The organism is Cypionkella sp. (genome assembly GCF_028290025.1).
In the GTDB taxonomy this organism is placed as follows: domain Bacteria; phylum Pseudomonadota; class Alphaproteobacteria; order Rhodobacterales; family Rhodobacteraceae; genus Cypionkella.
On the sequence record NZ_JAQGKQ010000053.1, the window covers coordinates 46,755 to 61,331 of the forward strand.

Genomic DNA, 14,577 nt, shown 5'->3' on the forward strand with positions numbered 1-14,577 from the left:
GATTGGTCGTTATTATTGCTGGCGGTGCGACGTTATGCCGTCCCTAACGCTAGGGAAGCGCGGATTATTCAGTCTGGCAAGCTTTGAATAGATATTTACAGAAATCAGGGGAAACTAAGGGGACGCGGCGGTGTTTGGTGGTGATTTTCGCGACTTAATCGCACCTTTGAAGGGCAGAGGTTGATTTGCCGGGGCAGGCTGAGACTGGATTTGTGGTCGGGGCTGGCATAGGTGGTACGCAGGGTAACAAGGGGCGCTGGCGTGATCCTGATCGAAGACGGACCGGGCGGTGGCCTTGCGCTGTTTGACGGCGCGGAGGCGTTGATCGTGGCGCGGGCTGCGGGCGATGTGGCCCCGGCATTGGCGGCTTTGGATGCGGCGCGGGCGCAGGGCAAATGGGTGGCGGGATATATCGGCTATGAGGCGGGTTATGCTTTGGAGCCGAAGCTTGCGGGCCTGATGCCACCGGATACGGTGCTGCCGTTGCTGGTGTTCGGGGTGTTTGCCGGGCCGTCTGATCCGGCTGAGGTGTTGGCGCGGGCCAATGCTGAAGCGCGTGGTGTCGTGGTGGCGGCGTTGGAGCCTGCGATCAGCCGGGCCGATTACGGTTTGGCGATGGAAAGCGTCATGGCCTATATCGCGGCGGGCGATTGTTATCAGATTAACCTGACATTCCCGCTGCGGACCCGGCTGTTGCACGGCAGCGCGCTGGGGCTTTACGGCGCTTTGCGGGCGCGGCAGGCGGTGGGGCATGGCAGTTTCGTAGATCTGGGCGTGGGTCCGGTGCTGGTGTCACGTTCGCCGGAGTTGTTCGTGCGGATAGACGCAAGCGGGCGGATCGAGGCGCGGCCAATGAAGGGCACCGCGCCGCGTGATGCCGACCCAGTACGCGACGCGGAACTGGCAGAGGAATTGCGTGGGTCGGCCAAAGGTCAGGCGGAAAACCTGATGATCGTCGATCTGCTACGCAATGATATCAGCCGGGTGGCGAAGGTCGGCTCGGTCAAGGTGCCGGAATTGTTCGCGGTAGAAAGCTATGCGACGCTGCATCAGATGGTCAGCCGCGTGGTCGGGCAGTTGGTTGAGGCCCCGAGCATGGCGGGGGTAATGACGGCGCTGTTCCCCTGCGGATCAATCACTGGTGCGCCGAAGATCCGCGCTATGCAGATTATCCGCGAGGTGGAGCCATTTGCGCGTGGGGCCTACTGCGGCGCGATTGGCTGGATGGCACCGGATGGGGCGGCGTCTTTTTCGGTGGCGATCAGGACGTTGTCGGTGTTCGAGGGTGGTGAAATCACGCTGAATGTTGGCGGCGGTGTGGTGCAGGACAGCACGACCGAGGGCGAATGGGAGGAGGCGTTGTGGAAAGCGCGTTACGTGCAGGGGCTGGTGCGCCGGGACTAAAGCTGATCGAGACGATGGCTTGGGATGGCGCGCAGTTGGTGCGTTTGCCGCTGCATTTGGCGCGGCTTGCGGCTTCGGCGCGGGCTTTGGGCTGGGGGTGTGATCTGACGGCTGTGGAGGCTGCGTTGCGGGCGGCGTTGCCTGCAAAGCCTGCTCGTATGCGCCTGACACTAGATGTAGTGGGTGTATTGGCGGTTGAGACATATTCTCTCCCAGCTGGGAAGTCGGAATGGCGGGTGGGGCTTGCCGCCGAACGGCTGGACTCGGGCGACCCTTGGCTGACGGTGAAATCCACAAACCGGGCGGCCTATGATGCGGCGCGGGCCAGCCTGCCGGACGGCTTGGATGAGGTTATTTTTCTCAATGAGCGCAACGAGGTCTGCGACGGCTCTATCACCACAGTGTTCTTCGATCTGGGGGACGGGCTTTGCACCCCGCCGCTCAGCTGTGGCCTACTACCGGGAGTGCTGCGCGCCGATATGCTTGCGGCAGGTGCGGTGCGCGAAGCGGCTTTGCGCAGCACGGATTTGGACCGCGTCTCGCTATGGGTCGGCAATTCACTGCGCGGCATGATCCCAGCTGTTTTTACCGCTGCGGCCGGGATTGAGAAGGTCGGGCCGTGAGGTCTCGGTGATATAATCGCGTGTCAGCGGCACCGCATCCTGTCGGTTCGCAAGCTGCATCTGGAACACGCATTGCCGTCCCCTCAGAAAGGTCATCTCGGAAGCGATCAGATAATACCGCCACATCCGGCAGAACCGATCATCATAAAGCGCCCGCGCTTTGTCGATATTGGCATCAAAGCGTTGCAGCCAATGCGCCAAGGTCGTGGCGTAGTGCAGCCGCCAAACCTCCACATCCGTCGGCCACAAACCGGATTTTTCCATTGCTGCCGACATTTCGGAAAGCGCCGGGACATAACCGCCGGGAAAAATGTATTTGGTGATCCAAGGGCTCGTCGAACTGGGCGGTGCGGCACGGCCGATGGTGTGAATCAGAGCTATGCCATCCGGAGCCAGCAGGTTTTTCACTTGGGTGAAATATTTGCGGTAATGCGGCACGCCGACATGCTCAAACATACCGACGGAAACGATGCGGTCAAACTTGCCGTTGAGATCGCGATAATCTTTTAGTTCAAACGTGACGCGATCTGACAGGCCGGCCTCGTCGGCACGCGCTACTGAGCGTTTGTATTGCTCTTGCGAAAGCGTCACGCCCAACACCTTCGCGCCGTAATCTTTCGCCAAAGTCAGCGCCATGCCGCCCCAGCCCGAGCCGATATCCAACACCGTCATGCCGGGTTTCAGGCACAGTTTGGCGGCAATATGCGCCTTCTTTTGCTGCTGTGCCTGCTCTAGCGTGTCGTGGGGATGGATGAAATAAGCGCAGGAATACTGCCGGTCTGCATCCAGAAACATGTCATAAAGCGCACCGGAAAGATCGTAGTGATGCTCCACATTCTCAGCCGATCGCTTGGCGGTGTTGAATTGCGCAGCTCTGCGCGCCATCACCCGGAACGCATCCTGCATCCGCCGCCACCACACCATAGTCGCGCCGCTTTTGGTGTTGGCAATCACCAACTCCAGCAAGCCGCGCAGATCATCTTGGTCAATCGTCAAACCGCCATCGACGTAACCCTCACCCAAGGCCAGATCCGGGTTGCGCACTATGCGGCCGACAAGCTGAGGATCGGTGACCCGCACCGACACCGAGGGCGCTGTGCCATCACCGTGTCGCTGGGTCTGGCCATCCGGAAAATATACCATCAACGTGCCATGACGGATCAACTGACTAAGCATTTTATTCAGAATTTTTGTCCACATGATTATACCTTTTGGCGGTTCAAGCAGCGGCGTTTACGCCACAGATTAATACCACACCGAGATGCAAACCAGCGGCGTGGCGTTGCTTGGGCAATAATTCACTATGCACTCAAATGAGTATGTGCTCAACGAATGAGGCTCAATCCGGTTCCACTGGTGCCGCAGCCCTTGACTTCAATGCGTCCAAGGGGTGTATCGGGCCGGAACCGTTTTCTATGCCCGAAGGGGAAGTCTCTATGCACGCCTATCGCAGCCACACTTGCGCCTGTCTGAACAAATCCCATGTCGGCAACGAGGTCCGTTTGTCGGGCTGGGTGCATCGGGTGCGCGACCATGGTGGGGTGTTGTTCATCGACTTGCGCGACCATTATGGCATCACGCAGGTGATCGCGGACAGTGACTCACCCGCGTTTGCCGAGATCAATAAAGTACGTGCCGAATGGGTGGTGCGGATTGATGGCCGGGTGAAGGGGCGCGATGCGTCTTTGGTGAACCCGAAACTGCCAACCGGTGAGATTGAGGTTTATGCAACTTCGTTGACCGTGCTGGGCGAGGCCGCCGAACTGCCGATGCCGGTGTTTGGTGATGTCGATTACCCAGAAGAAACCCGGTTGACCTATCGGTTCTTGGATTTGCGGCGCGAGAAGCTCCACCGCAACATGATGCTGCGCTCGAACGTGGTGCGCTCTATGCGCAATCGGATGTGGGATCAGGGCTTTACCGAGTTTCAGACGCCGATCATTACAGCATCTTCGCCTGAAGGTGCTCGGGATTTCTTGGTGCCGTCGCGTCTGCACCCGGGCAAGTTCTACGCTTTGCCGCAAGCGCCACAGCAGTTCAAACAGTTGATCATGGTGGCGGGGTTTGACCGTTATTTCCAGATTGCACCCTGCTTCCGTGATGAAGACCCCCGGGCAGACCGCTCGCCCACCGACTTCTATCAGCTTGATATTGAGATGTCTTTTGTCGAGCAGGAAGACGTATTTGCGGCGGTGCAGCCGGTCGTGCAGGGCATCTTTGAGGAATTTGCGCCGGGCAAGAAGACCTATTCCGACTGGACCAAGATCGCCTATCGGGACAGTCTGAAATGGTATGGCAGTGATAAGCCCGATTTGCGCAACCCGATCAAGATGCAGGACGTTTCCGAGCATTTCGCAGGCTCGGGCTTTGCGATTTTCGCAAAACTTCTGGAGGTTGCGGGCAACGAAGTGCGGGCTATTCCTGCGCCGAAAGGGCCGTCTGGCGAGCCTGTGGGGCGCAAATTCTGCGACCGGATGAACGCGTTCGCGCAGAAAGAGGGCCTGCCGGGGATGGGGTATATCTTCTGGCGGAAGCGTGATGATGCTGCTGCGAAAGATAAGACACGCGAAGCAATTTCTGATCTTATGAATGCCGCCATCAAAGGTCTCTCAACTGATGGCATCCTTGAAAAGCATGCCCCCCTCTCGACGGAAGAACTTGAGGGCGTAATGGAAAGTATCGTGCAAGCAGTCGCGCACAATGACCTTGAAAAAGCAAAGTTTTTGCAGAATGCTTATTTCGGCGATTTTGAGGCCGCTGGCCCACTGGCAAAAAACATCGGACCAGAGCGAACTGAGGCTATTCGCAAGCAGCTAGGGCTGGGTGAAGGCGACGCGGCGTTCTTCCTTGGTGGCAAGCCGGAAACCTTTGAGGCGATCTCGGGGCGGGCTCGCAATGAGATTGGGCGGGAACTCGGGCTGACCGAGAAGGATTGCTTCAAATTTGCCTGGATCGTCGATTTCCCGATGTATGAGAAGACCGACGAGGGCAAGATTGATTTCTCCCACAACCCGTTCTCGATGCCGCAGGGCGGGATGGAGGCGTTGCAGGGCGATCCGTTGCAAGTTTACGCCTACCAATATGACCTCGCGTGCAACGGCTACGAGTTGATTTCGGGCGGCATTCGCAACCACAAACCCGAAATTATGTTCAAGGCGTTTGAACTGGCGGGTTATCCGAACTCGGAAGTTGAGAAGCGTTTTGGCGGCATGGTGAAGGCGTTCAAATACGGAGCACCTCCGCATGGTGGTTGTGCAGCGGGGATCGACCGGATTGTGATGCTGTTGGCGGACGAGCCGAACATTCGCGAAGTGATCATGTTCCCGATGAACCAGCGCGCCGAAGATATGCTGATGGGCGCACCTTCCGAGCCGATGAACGCGCAGTTGCGGGAACTCGGGCTGCGGGTGGTTCCGAAGGAATAGGCAAAGCGGGTCGAGGCGAGCGCAAGCGGGCGGGTTCGTGCGCTGAGCAGTGCTAGACCCCGCCTTTACCCGAAAAGACGGCGGTCTGGTCAACCGTCGTCAGCCGCGCGTTGAGCAATAGGCGCAGACTTTCCAGATCTGGCTGATTCGCCGCGTCAGCGAGGTCAACATCATGCGCGTGATGTGCGAGGCCCACCAAGAACCCGGTAAGATAGCGCCGACCTGCCGCATCAGGATCGCGGGATAGGGCGGCTGCTGCGCGGATCAGATCATCTTGCAACGCCAGCGGATCGGGATTGATCGCCGTGTCTTCCACTTCGGACGCTGCCTGCTGTAGCGGCGCGAGGCCGGGCAGATGCGCGCGCAGGGTGGCGCAAAACCTAGCGAAGCTTTCCACGGGTTTATCCATAAAATCCTCTGCTCCGGCCGCCAATGCCGAGGTGCGACCAGCCGGATTGCCAGAGGTGCCAAGCACAACATGAGGGCGTTGTTGGGAAAGGGCGAGTTCAGCGATCAATGCTTCGCCGCGGCCATCCGGCAAGCCCAAATCAACGATCACCACATCGGGGCGGTAGACCCTTAAATGAGCGCGGGCAGCAGCTAAGGTTTCAGCGCGACGCAACCGCGCGCCAGCCCGCTGGCTGATCAAACGCAACGCTTCACAAGCATAGCGGCTGTCTTCGACAACCAAAATTGTTACACCCTGCAGCGGCAGGTCGCCTAGGTTGGCGAGCGGAAAGCCAGACGGTAACGGCGTGTCAGAATTCAAAAGGATGGGCATGGCAGACCTGCGGACAAGTGGCATCGGCATAGTCATCCATGGATTCGGTTGATAAATCGTAAAGGCAAACCCTTTTTCGCAACTTCATACCTGCGGCAGCGCGGCCTATTGCTCGAAGGCGCGGCTGCGGCCATAAGGCATCGAAAGCTTTCGAGGAGCGTGTGCAATGATTGGCCGTCTAAATCATGTGGCGATAGCGGTGCCGGATTTGATGGCTGCGGCGGATCAGTATCGCAACACCTTTGGGGCCAACGTCGGCGCGCCACAGGATGAGCCTGATCATGGCGTCACAGTGGTCTTCATAGAGCTGCCAAATACCAAAATCGAACTGCTGGCTCCGCTAGGTGTGGCCAGCCCGATCCGGGGGTTTCTTGAGAAAAACCCGGCAGGTGGTATCCATCACATTTGCTATGAGGTGGATGATATTCTGGTGGCGCGTGACCATCTGCAAGCCTCAGGCGCGCGGGTGCTGGGGTCGGGTGAGCCGAAAATCGGTGCGCACGGCAAGCCGGTGCTGTTCTTGCACCCGAAGGATTTTAACGGCTGTTTGGTGGAATTGGAGCAAACATGACGATCACTGCCGCACTGGTGCTATTTTCGGTCACGTGGTTCATGGTGTTTTTCTGCGTGCTGCCGATGCGCTTCAAAAGCCAGGCCCAAGCCGGTGAGGTAGAGCCCGGCACACCACGCTCTGCGCCGATGGATGCGATGATCAAACCGAAGGCGAAATTGACCACGGTGATCACAGCGGTGATCTTTGTGGCGCTGTATCTTGTGATCACCTCGGGACGTCTCGGCATTGCCGATCTCGACGTATTTGGCTTGTGGGCTAACCGCTATTAAGTTCGGGTGGTCACCAAGGCTTTTACGATTTCTTACGGTTCAAACGGTGGAACATATGGGTGAAAGTGGCGACGCCCAACACCGGGACCGCGAGGTTTATCAGCGGGATGGATAGGGGTGCGGCCATCAGGATTCCTGCCGCCCAAATTCGAAGGCTGTAGATCTTGCGCATGGCTTTCGCGGCGTCACGGCCAATACGACGGGTGGCGACAAGGATAAAATACTCGCGCCCGAGCAGGTAGCCGTTCATGCCCCAAAACAGCAACGGGCTGAATGGGCCGACAAACGGATATAGCAGCAGCGCCCCGATGTTCAGCGCCAGCAGCAGTCCGACGAAATTGACCGTATCAATCAGCGTATCGAGCAATTTCGCGCGCGTCACTGCGGCCAAGCTTGGATAATGACGATCCTCGACAGCTTGGGCGACGTCCTCAAGGAATAGCCCGATAAACGCCGATGCCACCGGAATCATCAAAAACACCGACAGCACGATCATCAGCAGAAACGAGCCCCAACTGAGCAGGGTGTCGAGGCCGCCAACCGGCCCTACGAAGGGGATATTGATTGTGCCGGGGGTGAATGCCTCAATCGCCCACAGCAGCGCGGCATAGGCTCCCGTCAACAGGGCGGCGGCAAGAACGATGCCAAGCAACATGATGCGCAAAAAGCGGCTGTCGCCAAGTTGGCTGATGGCTTTGGCGAAATCGCTGAAGATCATTTGGCGGCGCTCGGAGTTAGGCCCATGTGATGAGCTTGGAAAGGTCAGGTCGGGGGCGATCGGGGGCGGGGGTGACGACCGTGCCGATGTGGATGATGCCTGCGACGGTTTCGGGCTCGGTGCAATCGAAGGCTTTTGCGGCAAATTGAGCATCATGGGCAGGCCAACCGGAAAGCCAGTTCGCTCCCCAACCTTTTGCGAGGGCTGCATTGAGCACGCCAAAGCATAAAGCGCCAGCCGACAGGATTTGCTCGGCGAGCGGGATCTTGTCGCTGGCTTTTGGCGATGAGATCACGACCACGGCAAGTTGACCCATGTCATACTGGCCGCGGCCTTTGGCGATCTTCTCAGCATCCGCACCGATCTGTGTGGCATGGGTCTCGGCGAGATCGGCGAGGCGGGCCATCGCAGGCTTATCCAGCACGATCAGCCGCCATGGTTCCAATTTGCCGTGATCCGGCACACGGGTCGCGGCGGTAAGAATTTCGAGCAGTTCGTCGCGGTCGGGGACTGGGCCTTTGAACAGCTTGGCGGGCTGGGATTGCCGGGTTTGCAGAAAAGCGAAAGCATCTTGAGTCATGAAAGGCTCCTTTGTGCCAGAGGTGGCGCTACGGGCGGGCGGCGTCAAGTGGGCTTGCTGCGGCACCGCGGTTTCGGCAGGGTATGGCGATGCAAAAGGGTGAATGGGCGGAATGGGCGGTGCCGGGGGCAGAGTTTGTCTGCAAAGTCGTGCCACGCGCCAAGCGGGCCGCGATTGTGCGCGAGGCCCGCTTGGGAAATAGTTGGGTGATCAAGATCAGCGTTACGTCCGCGCCGGAGGATGGCCGCGCGACAGCGGCGGTGGCTATGGCGCTGGCTCAGGCGTTGGGGGTGGCGAAGACCCGGTTGACGTTGGTGCGTGGCGCTATTTCGCGCGAAAAGGTGTTTCGGTTGGACTAGGCTTTCCGCTCGATCCGATAGCTGCCTTCGGGCAAATCAAGGGCGGCGGCAAGATCGCGCAGTTGGGCGATCGAGAGGGTGATCGTGACTGGCTCGTCGGTGATATGGTCGATCTGGCGCAGCACGACGCATTCGGCGAAGGCTTCGATCGTCACATCTTCTTGCAAGGGGGTGTCGGGCTCGCCTTCATCGACCAGAGTGATCACTGTGGCGTCGAATTCATGCTCGATGGTGAACATTTGGATGCGTCCTTTGCCGGATCTGCTGCGGCTAGATGAAACCGCATCGAAGGCAAGTTCAAGCGAAAGTGCATGCAGAGGGGGGCTGTTGAAGCGGCGCAGGTTTGATATGGCAGCACAAGCGGGCGGTGAAGGCAGGATGATGATGCGGCAGGGGCTTTGGGTGTTGGCAGCGGTGGTTCTGGCGGGCTGCGTGCAGCCGGTGGCATATCCTGCGCCGCCCCAGGCGCGGGGGGCAGTCACTGAGGTGACTGTGCTGACCCAGCCGCAGGCGGTGGGTGCGCTACTTGGGCCGCGTGGGGCGGCGCTGAACTTCCTGACTGTGGTAGGCCAAGTGGAACCGGTGGCTGAGGCATATTGTCGGGCGCATCGTGTGGCGCAGCGCTGTGATTTCCAGATCGTGATTGATGACCGTCCCGGCCAATCCGCCAATGCATTTCAAACCGTGGATCGGGCGGGGCGGCCAGTGATTGCATTCTCGTTGGCTTTGATCGCGGATGCCCGCAATGCGGATGAGATCGCGTTCGTACTGGGACATGAAGCGGCGCATCACATTCTGGGCCACATTCCCAAGCAAGAGCAGTCGGCGCTGTCGGGGGCGATGATGGCGGGGATATTGGCTGCGGCTGCAGGGGCGGGGCAGTCGGAGGTTGAGCAGGCACAAAAGGTCGGGGCGGGTTTGGCGACGCGGCGGTTCTCGAAGGACTACGAATTGCAGGCTGACGCCATCGGGGCTGAGATCACCTTTCATGCCGGGTTCGATCCGATGCGCGGTACGGGATTTTTTGATCGGCTGCCCGATCCCGGCGATGACTTTCTGGGCACCCATCCGGGCAATAGCGAGCGCAAAGCTGTGGTGGCGGCAGTGGTGGCAGGTCTGCGCGGCATCTGACGCGCCACGTGTGGCGCCTGATTGTATATGTTATTTATCATAAGCTTATAAGGTATTGGTCAGGTTTGGTTAACCATGATGCCGAGGTTCTAGTGGGGCCGTTGGATGCCTCCGGCGGGAGCATTTGCCCAGTTTAGAATTGCAGGTGTGTTTCACAATGGCTTAATATCCCCGCCGGAGGCTTCTGGCTTGGGCAAAGGACTCGGGCGCTAGCAATGTTGCAAATACTGGATGTGCTGCGTGACCGGGGCTCGCGTTATGCGGTGTCAGGTGGTGTGGTGCAAGGACGTGAGGGGGTGGGCACGTTTCTTGCCGAGTTGAAGCGCGCCAAGAAGTTTGCCAAGGCGACGCATAACACTTGGGCTTGCGTGTTGTCGGAGGAGGGCGCGCTAAAAGGCGATGATGGTGAGGCCGGCGCGGGTGCAGTTATCCTGAAAATGTTGGAGCGCGCCGAGTTGCGCAATCACCTCGTCGTTGTGACGCGCTGGTACGGCGGCGTGCATCTGGGTGGCGACCGTTTTGCGCATGTGGTGACCTCGGTGCGGGCCTATCTTGAGGCGCTGGAGAAGGCGTGAGGCTTGGCCAAGCCCAGATCTGATAGGCGGCTTGCCAAGATCGGTGGTTTGCCGTTGGATGGTCGGCTTATGTGGGGGAGCCATGCGAGATATTTTGAATGCAGAGGCGCGGCGGTTTGCCAATACGGTGATCTGGTCGTGGGCTGGTTGGACTGCGGCTTGGGCGACGGAAAAGACCTTGCGACAATGGACGGCGGTCAATGTGCTATCGGCGGCGCTGGCGTTTTTGTTGGATCTGTCGGCGGCAGAGCGCGGGATGATTTTGGCGCTGGGCCTGTTGGTGCTTGCAGCAGAGTTGATGAACACCGGCTTGGAGGAGGTGGTCGATTACATCTCGAAAGCCGATGACCCCCGCGCCAAGAAGGCCAAAGATTGCGGATCGGCTGCGGTGGCTTTGACCGCGATTGCGGGCGGAGTGGCTTGGGTTGTAGTGCTGATCGGCTAAGGCGATCAGGACCGAGGCGTACGTATTTAAGACGACGAAGCTTACGAGCGAAGCGGTTGCGGGCCGGTTTCGGAGACGATGTAATCCATCGAAATGTCATGGGGTTGCGGAAATATGGTCGGAAGTTGGGCGGCGTTGAGGCCGATGCCGATAGCTATGGGCGTCGGCGTGTAGCTGGCGAGCGTACGGTCAAAATAGCCGCCGCCGTAGCCCAAGCGGTAGCCTGCGCTGTCCCATCCGACGACGGGCGCAAGGGTGATATGCGGGCTGACCTCGGGCCCGGTCGCGGGGACGGGAATATTCCAGATGCCACGTTCCATCGTCGTTTCGGGTGTCCATGCGCGAAAGGCGAGTGGGGCTTTGGGGGTTACGACCAAAGGCAGCGCGGCGGTGGCGCCTTTGCTCGCAAGGGTGGCGAGCCAGAAGCGCAGGTCAAGCTCGGCTTTGATCGGCCACCAAGCCGAGATGATCAAGCCTTGCAGATCGGGGAAACGTTGGGCGAGCAGTTGATCGAGATGGCTGGCGATGGCTTTGGCGGCCGATTGTCGGGTGGCGACGGGCAGGGCAGCCCGATCCGCCAAAAGGCGGGCGCGCTGCGATTTGCGCCAGTCAGCGACATCGGTTTGCTGCGGCGGCGGGACAGGATGCGAGGCAAACGGGCGGGGGTCGTGGGTCATATAGGGCCTTTGGCTCGGGTGGCACGGCGGCTGCCTGCGGTCGGGGCTGCGCGGGAAGCCTAAGCCTGCTGAAAGGCAGGCGAAAGGGGCGCTAACTGGTTAGCTGGGTTGTGCTGGACGCAGGGGTGAAGTGTTTTGCGTTTGATGCGGGGCGGGGATGTGAGGTCTACGGCGATGGAGGCTTCCATAAGCGCCTGCCGCAGCAATGTTAGACAACTGGCCGAGATCCTACCAATTTTCACGATCTACTGGCTGAGCGGTGACGGCCAGCAATTGCTGTGTCTGCGCGGGCATTTGGCGCTGCAACGCGGCGGAGGCTGTGTCTTGTGGCGGTGATCTGGTGCTTGTAATGCGAGCATATGATCAAAAGAATGTCGTACCTTTCACATGCCCGCGCGACGCTCGCTTTGGGGCTACCGCTTGTGGGCAGTCATCTGGCACAGATGGCGCTGCATGTTACTGATACCGTGCTTTTGGGCTGGTATGGGGTGAATGAACTTGCGGCGGTGGTGTTGGCGACCTCGACGTTTTTTGTGATTTTCATCCTTGGTGCGGGATTTGCGCAGGCGGTTTTGCCGATGGTTGCCACGGCCGTTGGGCGCGGCGATGAGGCCCAGGTGCGGCGCGATACCCGGATGGGAATGTGGCTGTCAATTGGATTTGGCGTGCTGAGTTACCCGATATTCTGGTGGTCGGAGGCGCTCTTGTTGGCGCTGGGGCAGCGGCCCGAGGTTTCCAGCTTGGGGCAGGCGTTTTTGCGGATCGCGGGGTTTGGGATGATCCCGGCGCTGCTGGTGATGGTGTTGAAGAATTATCTCGCGGCGCTGGAGCGCACGCAGGTGGTGTTGTGGGTGACGCTGGCGGCGGTGGGGGTTAATCTCTTGCTGGCTTATGCGCTGATCTTTGGCCATTGGGGTGCGCCGGAACTGGGCGTGCGCGGGGCGGCGATTGCATCGGTTATCGTGCAGAGCCTGACGTTTGCGCTGCTGGCGATCTATGCGGGGTGGCTGCCGGAGTTGCGGCATTTTCATCTTTTCCAACGGTTTTGGCGGGCGGATTGGCAAGCGCTGCATCAGGTGTTCCGCTTGGGTTGGCCGATTGGGGTGACCTCGCTGGCAGAGAGCGGTTTGTTTCAGGCGACGGCGCTGATGATGGGCTGGATCGGCACGGTGGAACTTGCGGCGCATGGCATCACGCTGGAGGTCGCGGCGCTGTCGTTCATGGTGCATCTGGGGCTGTCGAATGCGGCGACGGTGCGGGCTGGGCGAGCGGCGGGCGCAGGGGATCGGCAAGGCTTGCGCGATGCGGCGAAGGTGGCGATTGCGTTGTCGGTCGGATTTGGTGTGGTGATGGTGGTGCTGTTTCTCAGCTTTCCAGTGGCGATTATCTCGTTGTTTCTCGACGAGTCAAAGCCGCAAAGTGCGGAGATCATTGCCTTTGGGGTGACGCTGTTGGCGATGGCGGCGCTGTTTCAGATGGCGGATGCGATGCAGGTGATGGCGCTCGGGCTGCTGCGGGCGATCAAGGATACGCGGGTGCCGATGATTGCTGCGACGGTTAGTTATTGGGTGATCGGGATTCCGACCGGGTATTATCTGGCGTTTCATGCCGGGATGGGCGGCATTGGGCTGTGGCTGGGGTTGGTGATCGGCCTGGTGTTTGCCGCCGTGACAATGATGTGGCGGTTTTGGCATCGGGTTCAGAACGTGGCGTAACTGGTGGTCGCTTGCCGGGCATAATTCAGCAAATGCTGCATCATTGAATTTTGATCGGGCCATGGCGTCATCTTATGGGTCAGCTTGAACACTGGGACTGGCGGATCGCGCAGAGCTTTCAGGAAGCTATCGCTGATCGGATCGTGCAATGCCTTAGCATTCGGGCCGAAATGGAAAGGATGCGCTGCGGAAATCTTCACGGTGTTATCCCAGATGCCGCGAACCTGAGGATCGGTTTCGTAGCAAGCGGCAAACAAAAGATGGCACCAGAAGTAGGTGTGCCGCTCGGTCCGGCCCTGCCAGTAGTCGATAGTGGCTGTCCGCCAAGCCGAAATCACCGGGTTGGCTTTCGAACTTGCAAGAAACCAAGTCGACAACATGCGATCTGGCCCCGGTCTGTCAAAGGCGAAAAACCCCTAAGTGGCGTGGCTTGGAAGCCAACTGTCCAGCGGCTTTATGCAAAGCGTGGTGGCATCGGCCCAGATGCCGCCGTTAAAGTGCAGCAGCGCAAGCCGGATTTGGTTGCTCATCGCTTCGGGCGGTTTTTGCTGGCTGAAAATCCGGGCGTGTTCATCGGCGGGCATGAAGTCTGCTGAGGTTTCGGCATCGAGCATAATCATCTGATAATCGGGATTCATCCGTTGCCAGTTGTCACGGCTGACGCGCACAATTTCCGGCGCGTTCTCGTAGCCTTGGAGCCAAAGCATCCAAATAACCTTGGTGACATGGGTTTTCGAGCAAATCTTCGCGTCGAGGATGCTCACTCAGCAGCCTCACCCTTCATCAGGCGTTCGGACTTTTTGCGCACCAGAACGCTGCGCAGGTCGTGCATTGCCAATAACAAAAGATCGGTGACTTCTTCCAGTTGCGCGTCGGTGGCTTTGGACTGAGCCCACTGCGTCGTCAAGTTCATATGGTCAGTGGTGCGCAGGATATCATCGACGTCGCGCGCGGCGAGCATGGCTTGACGCTTGGCGACCCATTCGCCGATCACGGTGACTTCCGCAAGCGTCAGTTGGTGGTCGCCATGCGGCTTGATGTTGCCGTTCTTGACGTTGACCAAGGCGATCTCATCCATCTCAATGCGACGCTGGCGGTTTTCGGTATCGACCCGGAACACGGCGGCACCATTGTCACGGATGCGGAAGTAGTATTCGGGCAGGTCGGTGGACATTCAGGTAACCTCGCCAGCCGCGTTACCATCAGCGCGGTATCTCATGGTAAAGCCGAGGCGGGCATAGAACGCCTCGGTCTTCGCGAAGTCGCTGCTGGGCAGGTTGGCGGTGATCCGGTCGGGCATT

Annotated in this window: 18 protein-coding genes and 1 pseudogene; 10 read left to right on the forward strand and 9 right to left on the reverse strand. The window is 59.2% G+C overall.

From position 1 onward, the window contains the following. Positions 1 to 261: 261 nt before the first annotated feature. Both JWS10_RS08690 and JWS10_RS08695 read left to right on the forward strand, forming a co-directional pair. Positions 262 to 1,404: an aminodeoxychorismate synthase component I gene (locus JWS10_RS08690; RefSeq protein WP_299506422.1), complete on the forward strand. Its 1,143-nt coding sequence runs from the start codon at positions 262 to 264 to the stop codon at positions 1,402 to 1,404. A gap of 14 nt (positions 1,405 to 1,418) precedes the next feature. Then, on the forward strand, positions 1,419 to 2,027 hold the full coding sequence (locus JWS10_RS08695) for an aminotransferase class IV family protein (protein WP_299506490.1): 609 nt from the start codon (positions 1,419 to 1,421) through the stop codon (positions 2,025 to 2,027). On the opposite strand, the gene JWS10_RS08700 is transcribed toward JWS10_RS08695, so the two are convergent. After that, positions 1,962 to 3,227: a cyclopropane-fatty-acyl-phospholipid synthase family protein gene (locus JWS10_RS08700; protein WP_299506425.1), complete on the reverse strand. Its 1,266-nt coding sequence runs from the start codon at positions 3,225 to 3,227 to the stop codon at positions 1,962 to 1,964. The two genes, JWS10_RS08695 and JWS10_RS08700, sit on opposite strands and share 66 nt — an antisense overlap. Before the next feature lie 236 nt (positions 3,228 to 3,463). Here JWS10_RS08700 and aspS point away from each other — a divergent pair, with 236 nt between their 5' ends. Then, positions 3,464 to 5,452 (forward strand): aspartate--tRNA ligase, encoded by a 1,989-nt coding sequence (aspS, locus tag JWS10_RS08705; protein WP_299506428.1) that lies wholly within the window; start codon positions 3,464 to 3,466, stop codon positions 5,450 to 5,452. Between the two features lie 52 nt (positions 5,453 to 5,504). Here the strand turns inward: aspS and JWS10_RS08710 are convergent, their stop codons facing one another. Beyond that, entirely contained in the window at positions 5,505 to 6,233 is a 729-nt protein-coding gene (locus tag JWS10_RS08710) for a response regulator (protein ID WP_299506431.1), read from the reverse strand. A 166-nt stretch (positions 6,234 to 6,399) separates the two neighbouring features. Here JWS10_RS08710 and mce point away from each other — a divergent pair, with 166 nt between their 5' ends. Both mce and JWS10_RS08720 read left to right on the forward strand, forming a co-directional pair. Beyond that, positions 6,400 to 6,804 (forward strand): methylmalonyl-CoA epimerase, encoded by a 405-nt coding sequence (mce, locus tag JWS10_RS08715; protein ID WP_299506434.1) that lies wholly within the window; start codon positions 6,400 to 6,402, stop codon positions 6,802 to 6,804. Continuing rightward, positions 6,801 to 7,076, forward strand: a complete 276-nt coding sequence (locus JWS10_RS08720) for a DUF1467 family protein (RefSeq protein ID WP_299476534.1) — start codon at positions 6,801 to 6,803, stop codon at positions 7,074 to 7,076. Before mce ends, JWS10_RS08720 begins: the two co-directional genes overlap by 4 nt. Before the next feature lie 22 nt (positions 7,077 to 7,098). On the opposite strand, the gene JWS10_RS08725 is transcribed toward JWS10_RS08720, so the two are convergent. Beyond that, a complete protein-coding gene (locus tag JWS10_RS08725) occupies positions 7,099 to 7,791 on the reverse strand; it encodes an EI24 domain-containing protein (protein ID WP_299506493.1) in 693 nt (230 codons plus the stop codon). 19 nt (positions 7,792 to 7,810) lie between these two features. Continuing rightward, a complete protein-coding gene (locus tag JWS10_RS08730; protein ID WP_299506437.1) occupies positions 7,811 to 8,374 on the reverse strand; it encodes a nitroreductase in 564 nt (187 codons plus the stop codon). A gap of 89 nt (positions 8,375 to 8,463) precedes the next feature. On the opposite strand from JWS10_RS08730, the gene JWS10_RS08735 reads away from it, so the two are divergent. Continuing rightward, complete coding sequence (locus tag JWS10_RS08735; protein ID WP_299506440.1) at positions 8,464 to 8,733, forward strand: DUF167 domain-containing protein; 270 nt, start codon at positions 8,464 to 8,466, stop codon at positions 8,731 to 8,733. Here JWS10_RS08735 and JWS10_RS08740 read toward each other — a convergent pair. Further along, positions 8,730 to 8,972 (reverse strand): hypothetical protein, encoded by a 243-nt coding sequence (locus JWS10_RS08740; protein ID WP_299476542.1) that lies wholly within the window; start codon positions 8,970 to 8,972, stop codon positions 8,730 to 8,732. The two genes, JWS10_RS08735 and JWS10_RS08740, sit on opposite strands and share 4 nt — an antisense overlap. Before the next feature lie 109 nt (positions 8,973 to 9,081). On the opposite strand from JWS10_RS08740, the gene JWS10_RS08745 reads away from it, so the two are divergent. From JWS10_RS08745 to JWS10_RS08755, 3 genes are all read left to right on the forward strand, one after another. Next, the gene (locus tag JWS10_RS08745; protein ID WP_299476545.1) at positions 9,082 to 9,864 is read left to right on the forward strand and encodes a M48 family metallopeptidase; all 783 of its coding nucleotides are present in this window, start codon (positions 9,082 to 9,084) and stop codon (positions 9,862 to 9,864) included. Positions 9,865 to 10,079: 215 nt separating this feature from the next. Further along, the gene (locus tag JWS10_RS08750) at positions 10,080 to 10,439 is read left to right on the forward strand and encodes a YigZ family protein (protein WP_299506442.1); all 360 of its coding nucleotides are present in this window, start codon (positions 10,080 to 10,082) and stop codon (positions 10,437 to 10,439) included. 82 nt (positions 10,440 to 10,521) lie between these two features. Further along, positions 10,522 to 10,884, forward strand: a complete 363-nt coding sequence (locus JWS10_RS08755; protein ID WP_299506444.1) for a diacylglycerol kinase — start codon at positions 10,522 to 10,524, stop codon at positions 10,882 to 10,884. Between the two features lie 41 nt (positions 10,885 to 10,925). On the opposite strand, the gene JWS10_RS08760 is transcribed toward JWS10_RS08755, so the two are convergent. Then, on the reverse strand, positions 10,926 to 11,561 hold the full coding sequence (locus JWS10_RS08760) for a 5-formyltetrahydrofolate cyclo-ligase (RefSeq protein ID WP_299506446.1): 636 nt from the start codon (positions 11,559 to 11,561) through the stop codon (positions 10,926 to 10,928). A gap of 359 nt (positions 11,562 to 11,920) precedes the next feature. Here JWS10_RS08760 and JWS10_RS08765 point away from each other — a divergent pair, with 359 nt between their 5' ends. Beyond that, a complete protein-coding gene (locus JWS10_RS08765; protein WP_299506449.1) occupies positions 11,921 to 13,276 on the forward strand; it encodes an MATE family efflux transporter in 1,356 nt (451 codons plus the stop codon). On the opposite strand, the pseudogene JWS10_RS08770 reads toward JWS10_RS08765, so the two are convergent. The 3 genes and pseudogenes from JWS10_RS08770 to JWS10_RS08780 all read right to left on the reverse strand — a co-directional run bounded on the left by JWS10_RS08770 (position 13,261) and on the right by JWS10_RS08780 (position 14,576). Beyond that, positions 13,261 to 14,040, reverse strand: a pseudogene (locus JWS10_RS08770) (capsular polysaccharide synthesis protein). The gene JWS10_RS08765 and the pseudogene JWS10_RS08770 overlap by 16 nt on opposite strands. Next, a complete protein-coding gene (locus tag JWS10_RS08775) occupies positions 14,037 to 14,450 on the reverse strand; it encodes a hypothetical protein (protein WP_299506452.1) in 414 nt (137 codons plus the stop codon). The pseudogene JWS10_RS08770 and the gene JWS10_RS08775 overlap by 4 nt, the downstream one beginning before the upstream one ends. Further along, positions 14,451 to 14,576 carry a hypothetical protein gene (locus tag JWS10_RS08780; RefSeq protein ID WP_299506455.1) on the reverse strand — a complete coding sequence of 42 codons (126 nt, stop codon included), beginning with the start codon at positions 14,574 to 14,576 and terminating at the stop codon, positions 14,451 to 14,453. It lies immediately after the preceding gene. Position 14,577 lies beyond the last annotated feature (1 nt).

Coding starts and splice junctions, on each gene's coding strand:
- JWS10_RS08750 (WP_299506442.1), top strand. CDS start 10,080: ATGTTGCAAATACTGGATGTGCTGCGTGACCGGGGCTCGCGTTATGCG.
- JWS10_RS08775 (WP_299506452.1), bottom strand. CDS start 14,450: ATGTCCACCGACCTGCCCGAATACTACTTCCGCATCCGTGACAATGGT.
- JWS10_RS08710 (WP_299506431.1), bottom strand. CDS start 6,233: ATGCCCATCCTTTTGAATTCTGACACGCCGTTACCGTCTGGCTTTCCG.
- JWS10_RS08755 (WP_299506444.1), top strand. CDS start 10,522: ATGCGAGATATTTTGAATGCAGAGGCGCGGCGGTTTGCCAATACGGTG.
- JWS10_RS08700 (WP_299506425.1), bottom strand. CDS start 3,227: ATGTGGACAAAAATTCTGAATAAAATGCTTAGTCAGTTGATCCGTCAT.
- JWS10_RS08760 (WP_299506446.1), bottom strand. CDS start 11,561: ATGACCCACGACCCCCGCCCGTTTGCCTCGCATCCTGTCCCGCCGCCG.
- JWS10_RS08765 (WP_299506449.1), top strand. CDS start 11,921: ATGATCAAAAGAATGTCGTACCTTTCACATGCCCGCGCGACGCTCGCT.
- JWS10_RS08745 (WP_299476545.1), top strand. CDS start 9,082: ATGGCAGCACAAGCGGGCGGTGAAGGCAGGATGATGATGCGGCAGGGG.
- JWS10_RS08695 (WP_299506490.1), top strand. CDS start 1,419: ATGGCTTGGGATGGCGCGCAGTTGGTGCGTTTGCCGCTGCATTTGGCG.
- JWS10_RS08740 (WP_299476542.1), bottom strand. CDS start 8,972: ATGTTCACCATCGAGCATGAATTCGACGCCACAGTGATCACTCTGGTC.
- mce (WP_299506434.1), top strand. CDS start 6,400: ATGATTGGCCGTCTAAATCATGTGGCGATAGCGGTGCCGGATTTGATG.
- JWS10_RS08720 (WP_299476534.1), top strand. CDS start 6,801: ATGACGATCACTGCCGCACTGGTGCTATTTTCGGTCACGTGGTTCATG.
- JWS10_RS08735 (WP_299506440.1), top strand. CDS start 8,464: ATGCAAAAGGGTGAATGGGCGGAATGGGCGGTGCCGGGGGCAGAGTTT.
- aspS (WP_299506428.1), top strand. CDS start 3,464: ATGCACGCCTATCGCAGCCACACTTGCGCCTGTCTGAACAAATCCCAT.
- JWS10_RS08780 (WP_299506455.1), bottom strand. CDS start 14,576: ATGCCCGACCGGATCACCGCCAACCTGCCCAGCAGCGACTTCGCGAAG.
- JWS10_RS08730 (WP_299506437.1), bottom strand. CDS start 8,374: ATGACTCAAGATGCTTTCGCTTTTCTGCAAACCCGGCAATCCCAGCCC.